The following is a 14,345-nucleotide window of genomic DNA, read 5'->3' as shown; positions in this document are numbered from 1 at the left end:
TATGCTTGCCTCATGCTCAGCCTTTCGACGCCTTCTCGAGAAACAGCTGCGACATGGCGGTGGGCTGCACGCCCGCCACGCCCTTCGCCGTCGCCGTCAGGTAGTCGTAGAAATAGCCGAAGATGACCGGCGTTTCCTCGAGCAGCAGCTTCTGGATCTTGCTGGCCGTGGCCTTCTGCGCTTCGAGGTCGAGGGCCGCGATATAGCTCGCCGCCATCTGGTCGTAGTCCTTGTTCTTGAAGTGGGCGGCATTCCAGGTGCCGTCGCTCTTCAAAGGCGCCGCCAGATAGACGTTGGGCACGCCGCGGTGGCCGTAGTCGGTGATGCCCATCGCCGAATCCAGCCAGTTCGATTTGCCGAACACGGCATCGCCATAATAGGCGCTCTGTTCGAGGATATTGAGCTCGAGCTCGATGCCGATTTCCTTGACCCAGTTCTGGATGAGCTGGGCGTATTCCGGGATCTCCAGATAGCGCTCGGTGGTGAGCGTCATCTTGAAGCCCTGGCCGACGCCGGCCGCTTCCATCAGCTGCTTGGCCTGGGCGATATCCTGCTTGCGCTGCGGCACGCTGGTGTCGGTCGAGGGGTAGACGGCGGCGAACGGGCTGTCGTTGCCGAGCGCCGAGCGTCCCTTCATCAGGCCGGCGGCGAGTTTCTCGCGGTCGAGGCAGAGCGCGATGGCGCGGCGCACGCGGGCATCTTTCGTCGGGCCTTCGTCGCAATGCATATGCAGCTGCTGATGCGCGGACGACTTCAGGCTGACGATGTCGACATTGGGGTCGTTGAGCACGGCGACGCCCGCCAGCACCGGCATCTGGTTGATGATGTCGATCTGGCCGCCCTGCAGCGCCAGGATCTGCGGCTGGATGTCGGTGAAGAAGGTGAATTCGGTGCGGTCCGGCAGAGCCTTTTCGCCCCAGTAATCGTCGTTGCGCACGAAGGAGGCGCCGACCTTGGGCGTGTATTTTTCGAGCTTGAACGGCCCGGTGCCGTCGAAGCTCTGTTCGTAGCCGCCCTTGTAGCTCGCCGGGATGATGACGGCGTTGTAGTTGTCGGAGGACAGCATGTAGGGGAAGTTGCCGTTCGGCGCATCGAGGTGGAATTCGACGGTGTAGTCATCGACCTTCTTCGAGGCGCCCTTCTGCAGGATGCCGGTGAATACCGACAGTGCGTTGGACGAGTTTGCCGGATCGGCGAGCCGGTCGATGCTGGCCACCACGTCGTCGGCCTTCATCTCGCCGCCCGAGTGGAATTTCACGCCCTTGCGCAGCTTGAAGGTCCACACTGTGCCGTCGGTGTTCGGCGACCAGCTTTCCGCCAGCGCCGGCTTCAGAACGAGGTCCGGACCGTCGACGCAGAGGAATTCCGCGACCTGTTGCATGACGAGCAGGCCACCGGCGTCGGCGATGGTGACCGGGTCGATCGCCGCTGCCGGCACGCTGCTGCCGACGCGGATGGTGGCGCCGGGCGCGCCGGCGCGAGCGAGCGAGGGTGCTGCACCGAAGCCGGCGGCCATGCCGATGCGGCCGAGCAGCGGCAGCGACAGGCCGAGCAGGCTGCCGTGGCGCACGAATTCGCGACGGCTGATACGGCCGTCGATCAGGCCGTCGATGAGGTGGTTTTCGAGTGGCGTCCGGCTGCGCCGGATGAGATCGAGAATGCGATAGTTCTTGCTCATGGGTCTAAGCCCTTTCCCCAGTTGTTGTGGTTGGCGGGTGCATTCCGGTAGACGAGTTCCGTGGAGTTCTCCGGTCCAGGCGCTCAGTATCGGTCGATGTACAGTAGCATGCGGTTCCGACCGGTCCATCCGCTCCTTGGGACGGAAAAGTCAGATTTTCTTGATGGATTGTCTGTCGGCCAGGCGGCCCATGGTCGCCTTATTCCCGATAAGTCCTGTTTGCTTTTCGACATCCTCCTAATTCAGCGGCAATCTGCGGTAGGTCCCGGGCTTTTCCGGGTCGTGATATTTGTTGCAGGGGCCGTTTTCGACGAAGTCGCGATGGCAGGCGGCAAGCCTTTCCCGCGACAGGGTGACCCCGAGGCCGTGGCCTTCAGGCACCCGTACGACGTTGTTTTTCGGCGCGAACGGGCCTTCCTCGATGATGTCCATCGGCTGCATGCGAAACAGCGACTGGTTGGGCTCCCTGATCCAGCCGAGTGCGGCGCACAGATGCAGGTAGCAGGCGCTGCCGATGCCGGTGTCGCCGCTGTAGCACCAGTAATCGATGCCGGTGTGCTCGCAGGCGCCGACGAAGCGCAGCATCCGGTTGATGCCGCCATGCGCCGTCGGGTTGCCGACGAAGGCGTCCGGAACCTTCAGCTCCATGGCGCGGGCAATGTCGATGTTGTGGGTCGAAAACGGGATCGAGGTGTGGCGGCGAAGCTCGCGCATCTCCTCGATGGTCGCCACCGGATCCTCCCAGTTGCGCACGCCGAGCTCTTCCAGCGGCCGCGCCAATTGCCTGGCGGTCGCCAGCGAATAGGCCTGGTTGGAATCGATGCGGATCATCGCATCGTCGCCAAGCTTCTTGCGGATGAGCTCGACCATCTTCAGCGAAACTTTCGGATCGTGCGTCGAGAACTTGCCCTCGAAGAAGGTCGTGCCGTGGCGCTCGTTGAGTTCGACGCAGTAGTCGGCGACTTCTTCCGGCGTCCTCTCGCCTTTGACCGTGGCTCCGTCGCCGCGCAGAGAGAAATAGTCGGTGAAGGGAATTTCCTTGCGCACCGCGCCGCCGAGCAGCTGGTAGAGCGGCTGCTTCCATGCTTTGCCGCGCAGGTCCCACAGCGCCATCTCGATGGCGCCGAAAGCCATGATGCGGGTGCGGTCGTTGATCGACTGCACGCCGCTCCAGAAGGGCAGGCAGACTTCCTCCGCTCCGGCGATGTCGAAGGCGTCGCGCCCGGCAAGCCTCGGCGCCAGCACGTCGTTGATGATGGCGGCCGCGCCTGGCGTCGGCGCCTCGCCGATGCCGACAAGCCCGTCCTCTGTCTCGACCTCGACGATGGTCGGCGAGAAGCCGTCGAGCTCGCCGAAGACCCAGACATAAGGGGCCTCCAGCCTGTAATTGATCGGTGTTGCCTTGACGCCCCTGATCTTCATTTCAGCCGATCTCGAAGAAGGGTTTGCCGAGCAGGCCCGGGTCCACGTCGATGCCAAGGCCGGGGCCGTCGGGAATGCCCATATGGCTGCCGGTCACCGGCGGTGCGTTGGTGGCCGTGCGCACCGTCACCCATTCGTGAAATGCGATGGCGTGCAGCCGGCGCTCTTGCGGCGTCGACAGCGACAGATGCGCCATGGCCGCGGTGTCGATCTCGGCGCCGCCCGTATCCTCGACCGTGATCATGAAGCCGAGATCGACGGCGACGTCGCGGATCAGCCTTGTCTGCGTCACGCCGCCCAAGCGCGAAATCTTCAGCGTCAAGCCGTCGGCAGCACCCCTGCGGTGGATCTCCAGCATCTCGCCCAGCGAAGTGACGGATTCGTCAAGCACCATCGGCTTGTCGAGCATGCGGCGCACCGACATGTTCTCCTCGATGGTCGTGCAGGGCTGCTCGAACGTGTAATCGATGCCGCAGGTCGCGTCGGCGAACTGCCGCGCCTGGTAGGGCGTCCAGCCGGCATTGGCGTCGCAGAAGATCACTGTGCCTTTCGGCACCGCCGAGGCGACCGCGCTCACTCGCTCGATGTCGTCGCGCACATTGCCGCCGACCTTGACCTGCAGGCGCCGACACCCTTCGGCGATGATCCGCTTGGCCAAAGTCGCCATCTGGTCGAGCGTGCCGTGGGTGACGACCCGGTAGGTCTCCGCCATGTCGCTCTCGCGCCCGCCGAGCATCGTCACCAGCGGCACGGCGGCCGCGCGGGCGGAGAGATCCCAGCACGCCATGTCCAGCGCGGACTTGATGTAGGGATGGCCCTTGAACACCGTGTCCATCAGCCGGCCGATGCCGGCAAACCCGCGCGGATCCTGGCCGATCAGATGCGGCGCGATCTCCGGCACGCCCGCGCGTGTTCCCGCCGGAAACGCGGCCGAATAGAAATTGCCGAGCGGCGCCATCTCGCCCCATCCGGTCACGCCGCTGTCCGATGTGATGGCGACGATCACCGCGTCGAAGCAGTCGGCGACCCGCCCCTTGGACATGCGGTAGGGACCGTCCACGAAGGGCTGGACGACATGATAGGCTTTGATGCTCTTGATTTTCACGTTCGTATCCGTTGTCCGCACGTCTTTCAGTTCTTCGATGCGCGCTTTTCGAGGCCGCGCGCATAGGCAAGAAGTTCCTCGAAATCGAGGCCGATATGCTCGCGCGCATGGCGCTGGGCGGCGCGCATGTCCGAGCCCTTGAGCAGGGCGACATAGGTTTCGTGCACATCCTCGGCCGGCACCGGCTCGTTGCGGGCGCGCTGGTGCAGGGCGAAATACATCCGCAGCCGGCTGGTCAGCCGCTGCCAGGTCTCCAGCAGCACCGAATTGTCGGCCCATTCGTAGATCAGCCCGTGCAGTTGCAGCGCCGTCTCGATCTGGCGCGTGGTGTCCTTCGCCCGCGTCGCCTGCTTCACCGCTTCATGGCGGCGGTCGAGCTCGTCGAAGAAGCGCTGGTCGCGCTGCGGCCAGGTCTTCTCGATGGCGAACTCGTCCAGCACCTGGTTCAGGGAATAGGCGTCGACGATATCCTTGGCGGTGACCTCGATGACGAAGGTTCCGGCATAGGGGATGCTGGTCAGGATGCCCTCCTGCACCAGCTCGCGCATCGCCTCGCGCAACGGCGCGCGGCTCACCCGCATCTGTTCGGAAATCCTGAGCTCGTTGAGCTTTTGTCCCGGTTCCAGCTGACCGGTCAGGATGGCGCGCCTCAGCAGGGCGACGATCTCCGCCCTGCGCGTCGTATCCGCGATCGGACTGAAATCCGGCTTTGCCATGTGTCGACTCCCGCGAGGAATTTCTGCAAGACAAGCAGATTGTCGACAATCTAACAAGAGCCGATTTCCACGAATTCCGGATTTTGAACCGGCAGCATCAAGCCGCTCGCCCGTAGAAGCCGATCCGCTCCTCTTCGGTGAACATGACGCCAGGACGTTCGTAGTAGGAAAACACCGCGATCATGCGCTCGCGATCGCCCTCGACGGTGGTCACGCGGTGCGCGGTGTTCTTGCCGCGGAAGACGTTGAGCGTGCCGGCATTGATGCGCAGGATCTTGGCATCGGGATCGCGTCCCTCGAGCAGCTTGGCCACGCCGTCATAGTTCGGGTTGTCGTCCGAGCGCAGGTCGGTGCGGTATTCGAAGTCGCCGCCGACCTCCGGGGCTTGCAGCAACAACGTCGTGGTGAATTCCGAGCGGTCGAAATGCCAGTTGAGCGCTTCGCCGGCGCGGTAGCCCATGACGTTGGCGCGGGCCAGAGGATCCTGCATGACATGCAACTGCGGCTTGTCCATCGTTGCCGCCAGGAACCGCGCCAGCGGCGCGTATTCGTAGATTGAAAGGACGGTGCTGCCCGGGATCTGGTCGGCGCAGACCGTATGGCTGATCGTCTCGACCTTGCGCAGCGCCGGATGGTCCGGCGAAAGCTCCGGGATCGACGGCTTGAAATAGATATTGTGCATGCGCTTGTGGACATGCGAGTGCGTATCCATCACCGGCCGGATCTCTGCGACCGCCTTTTCGGCAATGCCCGGGCGCAGAAAACCTTCCAGGTTGAACATGCCGTTAGCCGCCAGCGCGGCCTTGGACTCGTCCACCAGCCGCTGCCATTCGGCGCTGCCTTCGCGATTCAGCGGGTAGCGGTCCAGGTCGAGAATGTTTTCGATCATAGCGTCCTCCGAAATCTGAGGCCTACTACACGGTAAGGAAATCTTTGCCGCAACGCGGAAAATTGTTAGGCTTTCTCAAGAAAAACTTTCGAGGGAAACGTGGACAAGCTTCCGCCATTGAATGCGATGAGGACTTTCGAGGTCGCCGCCCGCGCCGGCAGCTTCACGCTCGCAGCAAGCGAGCTCGGCGTCTCGTCGGCCGCGGTCAGCCAGCAGATCCGCAACCTGGAAGACTGGTTCGGCAAGCAGCTCTTTATGCGCAACGGCAATCGTATCGCGCTGACCGATGCCGGCCACGCCATCTATCCGCAGACGGCGCATGCGTTGGGCGAGATCGCGGCGGTGGGCCGGCGCATGCTGGAAGGCGGTTTGCGCACGCGCCTCGTGGTGAGCGTGCCGTTCTCGCTTGCCGAGCTATGGCTGGCGCCGAGGCTTGGCGTGCTGCTCGGCAGTTTTCCGCGGATGCCGATCGATGTGCGGGTCGAGGACGATCCCGTCGACGTGGTGCGCCAGAACATCGACCTGCGCATCTCCTATGGCGATTATCACTATCCGGCGCTGAAAATGGTCCGGCTCGTTCATGACGAGGTCCTGCCGGTCGCGTCGCCCGAGTTCTGGCAGCGTCACGGCAACGGGGCCGCCAGCTTGGCGGACGTGCACGAGAGCCACTTCATCCACACCAATTGGGGACCGAACTATGCCTCGCACCCGAGTTGGGCGGACTGGTTCACGGCCGCCGGCGGCAGCCGCGCGCCGGACCCGTCCCATGGCCGCCGCGTCGGTCTGTCCAGCCTGGCGATCGGCGCCGCGCGGCTGGGGCTGGGGATAGCCCTGGGACAAAGAATGATGGCGAATGCCGATCTTGAGGCGGGCCGATTGATCGCCCTGTCTTCAGTGTCCGTCCGCCTGGGCCAGCCTTATTGCGCCTTTATGCTGCCGGCCAAGGCCGAGCGCGCGGATGTTGCGGGACTAGTCCAACTGCTTGGCAAAACATCACCGTAACCTCCCGCCTTTGCCGGTGTGCTTCGATCGGCAACCGCCTAGTCATCAGGCTGTGTTGCTACTTTCTCGACTACTTCTGGACTGACATGCATGAAAGTCAGCTCGAAGGGAGACGGCAGGGCATCAGCCGATTCTTCGCCTCTTTGGATTGCGTCTTTGATGACAGCGGCATGCATTGCTTCAATCAAGGCAGCCAAGCCGTTACGAGACTTAAACGCAGGGCTCGAATGATTGTCATTCTCATCGAAGTGCGAAAATGCGCTGCGCACATGTATCTCAAAAAATTCTTGAGGTGGCGCCTCGCTTATCCTTGACAACTCAGCGGCCAACTTTTGCAAAGCATCGCGTGTCATATAGACAGTTAGGCCGGTGCAATCGATGTACAAAGCCATGGTGTTTACTGTCATGAGATGTCTTCCGCCACGGTGCCTGTGCTGACGTATTGTCCCGACGATCCTATCGCTATGAATACCGCGCAAGCTAGTGGTGCTATTGCCAGGCTGGGTATTGCGAACTCACTGCCACTCAACAAAAACGGCGCCCTCGACGTGGGTGTCGAGGGCGCCGTCGGACCGGAAACTGATGGGGGTTATCAGCTGGCCGGTTTCGGTTGCGGCAAGGGAGAGACCGGCATTCCGGGTCCGATTTTCTGCAGATTGCCCGTGATCACCTGATCGGACTCGGAGATTCCGGAGGTCACGGAAATCAGGTCGCCATCGGTGGGCCCAAGCGACACCAGCTTCTGGTCGACGGTGTTGCCCTTGCCGATGACATAGAGGTACTTGCCGAGTTGGCTGGAACCCAGCGCCACCTGCGGCACCATCAGCGTGTTGGGCTGTTCCTTCACATGCAGGCGCACCCGCACATACTGTCCCGGCAGCAGCGTGAACTTGGCGTTGCCGATCGTGGCGCGCGCCGTGATCGTGCCGGTCGAGTGGTCGATCGTGTTGTCGATGAAGGTGAGCTCGCCCTTCTGGCTCGGCTGGGTCTCGCCAGGCAGGAGCACGTCGACGGCGATCGGACCGGCGGCCTTCGCCTGCTCGATCTGGACGAGGTCGCTCTCGCTCGGATTGAAGGTCACATAGATCGGGTCGAGCTGCACCAGCGTGTTGAGCACCGTGCCGGCGACGCTGACCAGCGTGCCGACCGAAGCCTGGTTGCGGCCGATGCGTCCCGAGAACGGCGCCTTGATCTCGGCATAGCCGAGATTGAGCTCGGCTGTGCGCACCGCCGCCTGGTCGACGGCAAGGGCGGCTTGCGCCGTGCGCAGATTGCTTGTGCGCTGGTCGAAACTGTCCTTGTCGAGGTAACCGGCCTTGGCAAGATCGGTGCCGCGGCCGAGATTGGATTTCGCATAGTCGAGCGTCGCGGTATCGCGCTGCACTTGTGCCTTCGCCTGGTCCAGCGCGGCCTGATAGTCATCGGGCGCGATGCGGTAGAGCATGTCGCCCTGCTTGACGTCGCCGCCGTCGGCCGCGGTCTGCTCCTGCAGATAGCCCGGCACGCGCGCCTGCAGCGTGATGCTGCGGATCGACTCGACCCGCGCGGCGTAGTCGAGATAGATCGGCAGCGTCCTTTTCACGACATTCACCACCGGCACCGGCATGACGAAAGCTGCCGGCGCGGGCGCGGCGCCCGCCGTGCCTCCGCTGAGATTGCCCATGTCGAGCAGGTGGACACTTGCCACCGAGATCGCGCCCAACGCGACGGCCGTCCCCAAAGCGATTTTCCATCTACGCATTTTGATCTCCAATCCTTATTCAGCCGCCTGGGCCAGCGGCTGAAGCGCCGGCTCGGCGATCGGTTCAATTTCTTCTGGCCGAGGGGCGTCGTGGTGGCCCTTGGCCGTTTCCTTTTCGCTGCGTTCGCGCAGCTGCTCGATCACCGCGTAGAAGACCGGCACGAAGACCAGCGACAGTATCGTCGCCGCCACCATGCCGCCGAAGACGGTGGTGCCGATCGACTGACGGCTTGCCGCACCGGCGCCTGTCGCGAACATCAGCGGCAGCACGCCGAGGATGAAGGCGAAGGCCGTCATCAGGATCGGCCGCAGGCGAAGCCTCGCGGCTTCCATCGCCGCTTCGACGATGGTGAGCCCTTCCTCGCGCCGGCGTCTGGCGAACTCGACGATCAGGATCGCGTTCTTGGCCGCCAGGCCGATCAGCATGACGAAGCCGATCTGCGAGTAGACGTCGATCTGCATGCCGCGCAGCATCAGCACCGCGAAGGCGCCGAACAGGGCGAGCGGCACGGCGAGCAGCACCATGAAAGGCATCGCCCAGCTTTCATACTGCGCCGCCAGGATCAGGAAGACGAAGACGATCGCCAGCCCGAACACCACCGAAGCGATCGACCCGGCCTTGAGCTCCTGATAGGTGATGCCGGTCCACTCGTAACCGAAGTCACGCGGCAGCACGTTCGCCGCCGCCCGCTCCATGGCCGCCACCGCCTGCCCGGACGAGAAGCCGGGGGCGGCGCCGCCATTGATCAGGGCGGACGCATTGTTGTTGTAGTGCGGCACGGTCTCCGGACCGACGATCGGCACCAGTCTGCCCAGCGTGCTTAGCGGCACCATGCCGCCCGACGCATTGCGCACATAGAGCCGCGAGATGTCGGTGGCGTCGGCGCGCGCGTCCTTGTCGGCCTGGATGGTCACACGGAAGGTGCGGCCGAACAGGTTGAAGTCGTTGACGTAGAGCGAGCCGAGATAGATCTGCAGCGTGTTGAACACGTCCGGCAAGTTGAGGCCGAGCAGCTTCGCCTTGCTGCGGTCGAGGTCGTAGTTGAACTGCGGCGTCGAGGTCGAGAAGGACGAGAACAGCTGTTGCGGATTGAGCTCCGGCTGCTTGCGCGCTTCTGCGATCAGCGCCTGCGTGACGTCGTTCAGCGCCGCACTGCCGCGCCCGGAGAGATCCTCCACCTGGAACTCGAAGCCGCCGGTGGTGCCTATGCCGGGGATCGAGGGTGGGTCGAAGGACAGCGCGAACGCATCCGGCATCTGCAGCAGCTTGCCACGCACCTGTTCGACGAGTTTCGACGCACTCTGGTCGGGTCCGCGTTCGTCCCAGGGTTTCAGGATGGCGAATTCCACCGCGGAGTTCGACTGTGCGGCGCTGGTGAGGAAGTTCAGGCCGCTGATCGAGCCGACGATGTCGACGCCGGGCGTGTTCTGCAGGATGTCGCGCGCCTTCTGCGCCACCGCATCCGTGCGTTCGAGCGAAGCGCCGTCCGGCAGCTGGATGACGACGAAGAAATAGCCCTGGTCTTCGACGGGCAGGAAGGTCGAGGGCAGTTTCTGCCAGACGAAATAGGTGGCGACCAGGCCGGCCGCGAACAGGACGAGCATCGCCCAGCGCAGCTTGATCAGGATGCGCACGCCATGCGCATAGGCATGCGACAGCCAGTCGAAGCCGGCGTTGAACCAGCGGAACAGCACGAACTGGGTCTCGCCGCGATGGCGCAGGAAGGCGGCGCTCAGCGCAGGCGACAGCGTCAGCGAGTTGAAGGCGGAAATGCCGACGGAGATCGCGACTGTCAACGCGAACTGATTGTAGAGCCGGCCGGAGACGCCGGGGATGAAGGCGACGGGAACGAATACCGCCATGAGCACCGCCGTCGTGGCGATGATCGGGCCGGTCACCTCGGCCATCGCCGCGCGCGTCGCGGCAAGCGGCTTCAGCCCGGCCTCCAGCTGTCGCTCGACATTCTCGACCACGACGATCGCATCGTCGACGACAAGACCGATCGCCAGCACCATGCCGAGCAGCGAGAGCATGTTGAGCGAGAAGCCCAGCATATACATGATCGCCAATGTCGCGATCAGCGAGACGGGAATGGCGATGGTCGGGATGATGGTGGTGCGCCAGCTCTGTAGGAAGACGAATACCACCGCCACGACCAGCACCAGCGCTTCGCCGAGCGTGATCAACACGTCATGCATCGAGGCCGACACGAAGCGCGTCGTGTCGTAATGCATGGCGTAGTGGACGCCCTTGGGAAAACGCTGCGACAGCTCCTGCATCTTGTCCTTGACCCGCTGCTGCAGGTCGAGGGCGTTGGAGCCCGGCATCTGGTAGACGGCCAAAACCACGGTCGGGTCCTTGCCGAAGAAGGCGGATGACGAATATTGCAGCGCGCCGAGCTCGATGCGGGCAACGTCGCGCAGGCGCACCAGCGAGCCGTTCTGCGAATTGGCGCGCACGACGATGTCGCCGAATTCCTTCGGGTCGCTGAGGCGGCCCACCGCGTTGACCTGCATCTCGAAGGCGGTGCCGGCGGGCGCCGGCGACTGGCCGATCTTGCCGGCCGCCACCTGCACGTTCTGCTCGGCGATCGCGTTCTGCACGTCGACGGCGGTGATGCCGAGATTGGCAAGCTTGTCCGGGTCGAGCCAGACGCGCATCGAATAGCGGCGCTCGCCGAAGATCTGCACGTCGCCGACGCCGGGCAGGCGCTTCAGCGGATCGACCACCTGCAGATAGGCGAGGTTGCTCAGCGCCACCGGATCGACCGAGCCGTCCGGCGAGGTGAGGTCGACAATCAGCACGAAATTGGGGTTTTGCTTCTTGATCGTCACGCCGCCCTGGTTGACGATGGCCGGCAGGGAGGATGCCGCTTGCGAGACACGATTCTGCACGTCGACGGCCGCCGTGCTCAGCGGGTAGCCGACGTCGAAGGTGATGGTGATGGTCGAGGAGCCGTCATTCGAACTCGTCGACGACATGTAGGTCATGCCCTGCACGCCGTTGATCTGCTGCTCGAGCGGCGTGGTGACCGTATCGGCCACGACCTGCGCGCTGGCGCCCGGATAATGGGCGCTGACCACGACTTGCGGAGGGGTGATGTCGGGGAACTGCGAGACCGGCAACAGGAAATACGCGATCGCACCGGCGAGCACCATGATGATGGCGATCGCCGACGCGAAGATCGGGCGGTGGATGAAGAAGTTCACCATGATGCGGACGCCTCGCCGAACGGTTTTGCGAAATGGCGCAGGCGCCGGGCCCGGCCGGAACCGGAATCCGCCAGGAAGGAAGGCGGGACATCGTCACCCGGCGCCTGTTCCGCTGCGCGCGAGCGCAGCATCCGTTCGAAGGCTTTTGGGTCGATCCCGTCCGCCTTCATCACCAGCCGGATCATCGGATCCCGGATGGCTTCGTCGATCGTCAGGTCTTTGCGCTTTTGCATAGGAGCGGCTCCTTGCTCGGCCCGCATCGATTGATCACGGACCGCTTTTTTCTCGTTCTTCACCGGCCGAAGCCGCATGACAGGCAGGTTTTGCGTCCTATCTCACTCTGGCAGGGCTATCGGAGGCCTTGTCGTTTGACGGCGAGCGATATAGGTGTTACCAGTAAGTAACATGCTGGAAGTTACAGACCGGTAACACCCTAGTCAAGAGGTGACGACGGTTTTTTTGGAAACGACGAAAGGAGATCATGATGACTGACGGCGTCGCGGAGCGTTCCCGCCCCCGGGATCGAATCCTGGAGACGGCGCAGGACATGTTCCACAAGCACGGCATCAAGGGTGTTGGCGTCGACGCCATCACCGAGGCTGCCGGCACGAACAAGATGACGCTTTACCGTCACTTCGAGTCGAAGGACGAGCTGATCATCGAGTGCCTGCGCGCCACGGCGGCGAAGGCTTCAAGGATATGGGACGAGTTCGAGGCGCAGCATCCCGGCGACAAGCTCGCCCAGCTTCATGCCTGGGTCCGCAAGGCTTCGGAACTGCTGAGCGCCGACAGCCGCGGCTGCGACATGGCCAATGCCGCCGTCGAGCTTACCGAGACCGATCATCCGGCACGGCGCGTCATCAAGGAACTGAAGGAAGCCCAGCGCGAGAAGCTAGTGGCGCTTTGCCGCGATGCCGGCATCGGCCAGGCCGAGCTGCTCGCCGACACGCTGTCGCTGCTGCTCGAAGGCGCGCGCGTCTCGATGCAGAGCGTCGGCGCCGAAGGCCCGAGCGCGCAGTTCGTGCGCATGGCCGAAAGCCTGATCGCCTCGTTCCGGGCGCGCTGAACGGGACTTCCCACATCCGGCCGCTTCGCGGCCACTTTCTCCTCGCGGGAGAAGAGGTAGCGTCGGCGCCGGCGGCTCCTCTCCCCTCGGGAGAGGTCGGATTGCCCGATTGCCTTTGCAATTCGATTTGGCAATCCGGGTGAGGGGCGTTCCGCGTCATTGCGGGCAAAGAAAAAGCCCGCTGCCGGGAGGAGGTGGCAGCGGGCTTCGATTTCGAATACGGCACGGGAGGAGGTGTACCGTACTCAGCGTCGGCATCACATCTGGGAGGAGGAGACGGCCGACACCCAGAGAAGTACGGGATGCCTAACGATTCGGCAATTGCGAAACCTGCATAGCTGCTGTGCAGAATTGCGGGATCAATCGTCAGACAAATGCTAAGCACGCCTTCGCGCGCCCACCTGCCGGTTTATTGCACCGGCACGTTTTCCTTGAAGATCAGCCGCGGCTCGATAAACTTTTTCGTCAGATACGGCGCCGACGACGCGATGGAGCCGAGCAGGCGGATCACCGACTGCTCGGCGATCAGCCGCGCATTCTGGTCGATCACGACGTCGGCGAGATCGTCGACGAGATAGCGGCGTGTTTCCTTGGTCAGGTCGTGGCAGATGAAGACCGGCTTCTTGCGCGGCTTGACCTCGAGCAAGGCCTTGGCCACGCCTGACCGTCCGGCGCCGACGCAATAGATGCCGAGCAGGTCCGGTTCGTTGTGCAGCGCCTTGATGGTCGCGCGGTAGCTGGCGTCCGGGTCGTCATTGCTCTCGGCGGCGCTTGAGACCGTGAGGTTGGGAAACTCTTCGCTCAGCACCGAACGAAAACCCATCTCGCGCTCCTCGTGGCCGCGATAGGAGCGCGAGCCGACCACCATCGCCAGATGTCCTGTACGGCCGCCGAGGAAGCGGCCCATCAGTAGCGCCGCGGTGCGGCCCGCCACCCGGTTGTCGATGCCGACATAGGCCGAGCGCGGTGCCGCCGGCACATCCGAGATCAGCGTGACCAGCCTGATCCCGGCATCGACCAGCTCGCGCAGGATGTTGCGCGTGCGCGGGTGGTCGACGGCGATGACGCCGACACCGTTGGCCTTGAGCGACAGATTCTCCACCGCGCCTTGCAGCGCGCCCGGCGAAATACCGGCAAGGTTGTGGATGCGGCAGGAGGCGACCAGCGGCAGGCGTGCCGCATAATCCTCGATGTGATGCGCAAGATCGGCCATGAAGCCATTGGACCCAATCGGCAGGAAGAATTCCAGGTGCGCCGGCTTCGACGGCAAAACCACCTGATCGAGCGTCGGCAGATAGCCGAGCTGCTTGGCCGCCTCCATCACCCGCTGCCGGTTGGCAGCGCTTGCCCCCGGCCGGTTGTTGAGCACCCTGTCGACGGTCGCGGTCGACAGGCCGCAGCTTCTGGCGATGTCGGCTACCGTGGCTTTCATGAGTCCAGTCATAGGATGGGAAGCGAGCCCCTGTCAGGACAATTCAACGTCAGGCCAAACCGACGCCGGGCCAAATCGACG

12 protein-coding genes are annotated in these 14,345 nt (G+C 63.6%); 2 read left to right on the top strand and 10 right to left on the bottom strand.

Annotation, left to right across the window (positions count from 1 at the left end):
* Positions 1-16: 16 nt before the first annotated feature.
* From FJW10_RS05785 to FJW10_RS05765, 5 genes are all read right to left on the bottom strand, one after another.
* Positions 17-1,678 carry an ABC transporter substrate-binding protein gene (locus FJW10_RS05785; RefSeq protein ID WP_140899059.1) on the bottom strand — a complete coding sequence of 554 codons (1,662 nt, stop codon included), beginning with the start codon at positions 1,676-1,678 and terminating at the stop codon, positions 17-19.
* A gap of 237 nt (positions 1,679-1,915) precedes the next feature.
* Positions 1,916-3,100, bottom strand: a complete 1,185-nt coding sequence (locus FJW10_RS05780) for a mandelate racemase/muconate lactonizing enzyme family protein (RefSeq protein ID WP_140899057.1) — start codon at positions 3,098-3,100, stop codon at positions 1,916-1,918.
* A 1-nt stretch (position 3,101) separates the two neighbouring features.
* Positions 3,102-4,205, bottom strand: a complete 1,104-nt coding sequence (locus FJW10_RS05775; RefSeq protein ID WP_140899055.1) for a mandelate racemase/muconate lactonizing enzyme family protein — start codon at positions 4,203-4,205, stop codon at positions 3,102-3,104.
* 26 nt (positions 4,206-4,231) lie between these two features.
* Positions 4,232-4,921, bottom strand: a complete 690-nt coding sequence (locus FJW10_RS05770; protein ID WP_140899053.1) for a GntR family transcriptional regulator — start codon at positions 4,919-4,921, stop codon at positions 4,232-4,234.
* 97 nt (positions 4,922-5,018) lie between these two features.
* Positions 5,019-5,810: a 2OG-Fe(II) oxygenase gene (locus FJW10_RS05765; RefSeq protein ID WP_246674123.1), complete on the bottom strand. Its 792-nt coding sequence runs from the start codon at positions 5,808-5,810 to the stop codon at positions 5,019-5,021.
* 99 nt (positions 5,811-5,909) lie between these two features.
* Between FJW10_RS05765 and FJW10_RS05760 the strand changes: the two genes are divergently transcribed.
* Positions 5,910-6,812, top strand: coding sequence for a LysR substrate-binding domain-containing protein (locus FJW10_RS05760; RefSeq protein ID WP_140899052.1), 903 nt, complete (start codon positions 5,910-5,912; stop codon positions 6,810-6,812).
* Positions 6,813-6,850: 38 nt separating this feature from the next.
* Here the strand turns inward: FJW10_RS05760 and FJW10_RS05755 are convergent, their stop codons facing one another.
* The 4 genes from FJW10_RS05755 to FJW10_RS05740 form a co-directional block, all read right to left on the bottom strand.
* Positions 6,851-7,219 (bottom strand): hypothetical protein, encoded by a 369-nt coding sequence (locus FJW10_RS05755; protein WP_140899050.1) that lies wholly within the window; start codon positions 7,217-7,219, stop codon positions 6,851-6,853.
* Positions 7,220-7,404: 185 nt separating this feature from the next.
* Complete coding sequence (locus tag FJW10_RS05750) at positions 7,405-8,553, bottom strand: efflux RND transporter periplasmic adaptor subunit (protein ID WP_140899048.1); 1,149 nt, start codon at positions 8,551-8,553, stop codon at positions 7,405-7,407.
* A gap of 15 nt (positions 8,554-8,568) precedes the next feature.
* Complete coding sequence (locus FJW10_RS05745; protein WP_140899046.1) at positions 8,569-11,766, bottom strand: multidrug efflux RND transporter permease subunit; 3,198 nt, start codon at positions 11,764-11,766, stop codon at positions 8,569-8,571.
* The gene (locus FJW10_RS05740) at positions 11,760-11,999 is read right to left on the bottom strand and encodes a hypothetical protein (RefSeq protein ID WP_140835419.1); all 240 of its coding nucleotides are present in this window, start codon (positions 11,997-11,999) and stop codon (positions 11,760-11,762) included. The genes FJW10_RS05745 and FJW10_RS05740 overlap by 7 nt, the downstream gene beginning before the upstream one ends.
* A 251-nt stretch (positions 12,000-12,250) precedes the next feature.
* Here FJW10_RS05740 and FJW10_RS05735 point away from each other — a divergent pair, with 251 nt between their 5' ends.
* Positions 12,251-12,832, top strand: coding sequence for a TetR/AcrR family transcriptional regulator (locus FJW10_RS05735; RefSeq protein ID WP_140899044.1), 582 nt, complete (start codon positions 12,251-12,253; stop codon positions 12,830-12,832).
* A 409-nt stretch (positions 12,833-13,241) separates the two neighbouring features.
* On the opposite strand, the gene FJW10_RS05730 is transcribed toward FJW10_RS05735, so the two are convergent.
* Positions 13,242-14,264, bottom strand: coding sequence for a LacI family DNA-binding transcriptional regulator (locus FJW10_RS05730; RefSeq protein ID WP_140645099.1), 1,023 nt, complete (start codon positions 14,262-14,264; stop codon positions 13,242-13,244).
* Between the last annotated feature and the right edge of the window lie 81 nt (positions 14,265-14,345).

The organism is Mesorhizobium sp. B4-1-1, assembly GCF_006439375.1.
In the GTDB taxonomy this organism is placed as follows: Bacteria; Pseudomonadota; Alphaproteobacteria; order Rhizobiales; family Rhizobiaceae; genus Mesorhizobium.
The sequence above is the reverse complement of the archived record's forward strand: the minus strand, read 5'-3'. Positions and strand labels throughout refer to the sequence as shown.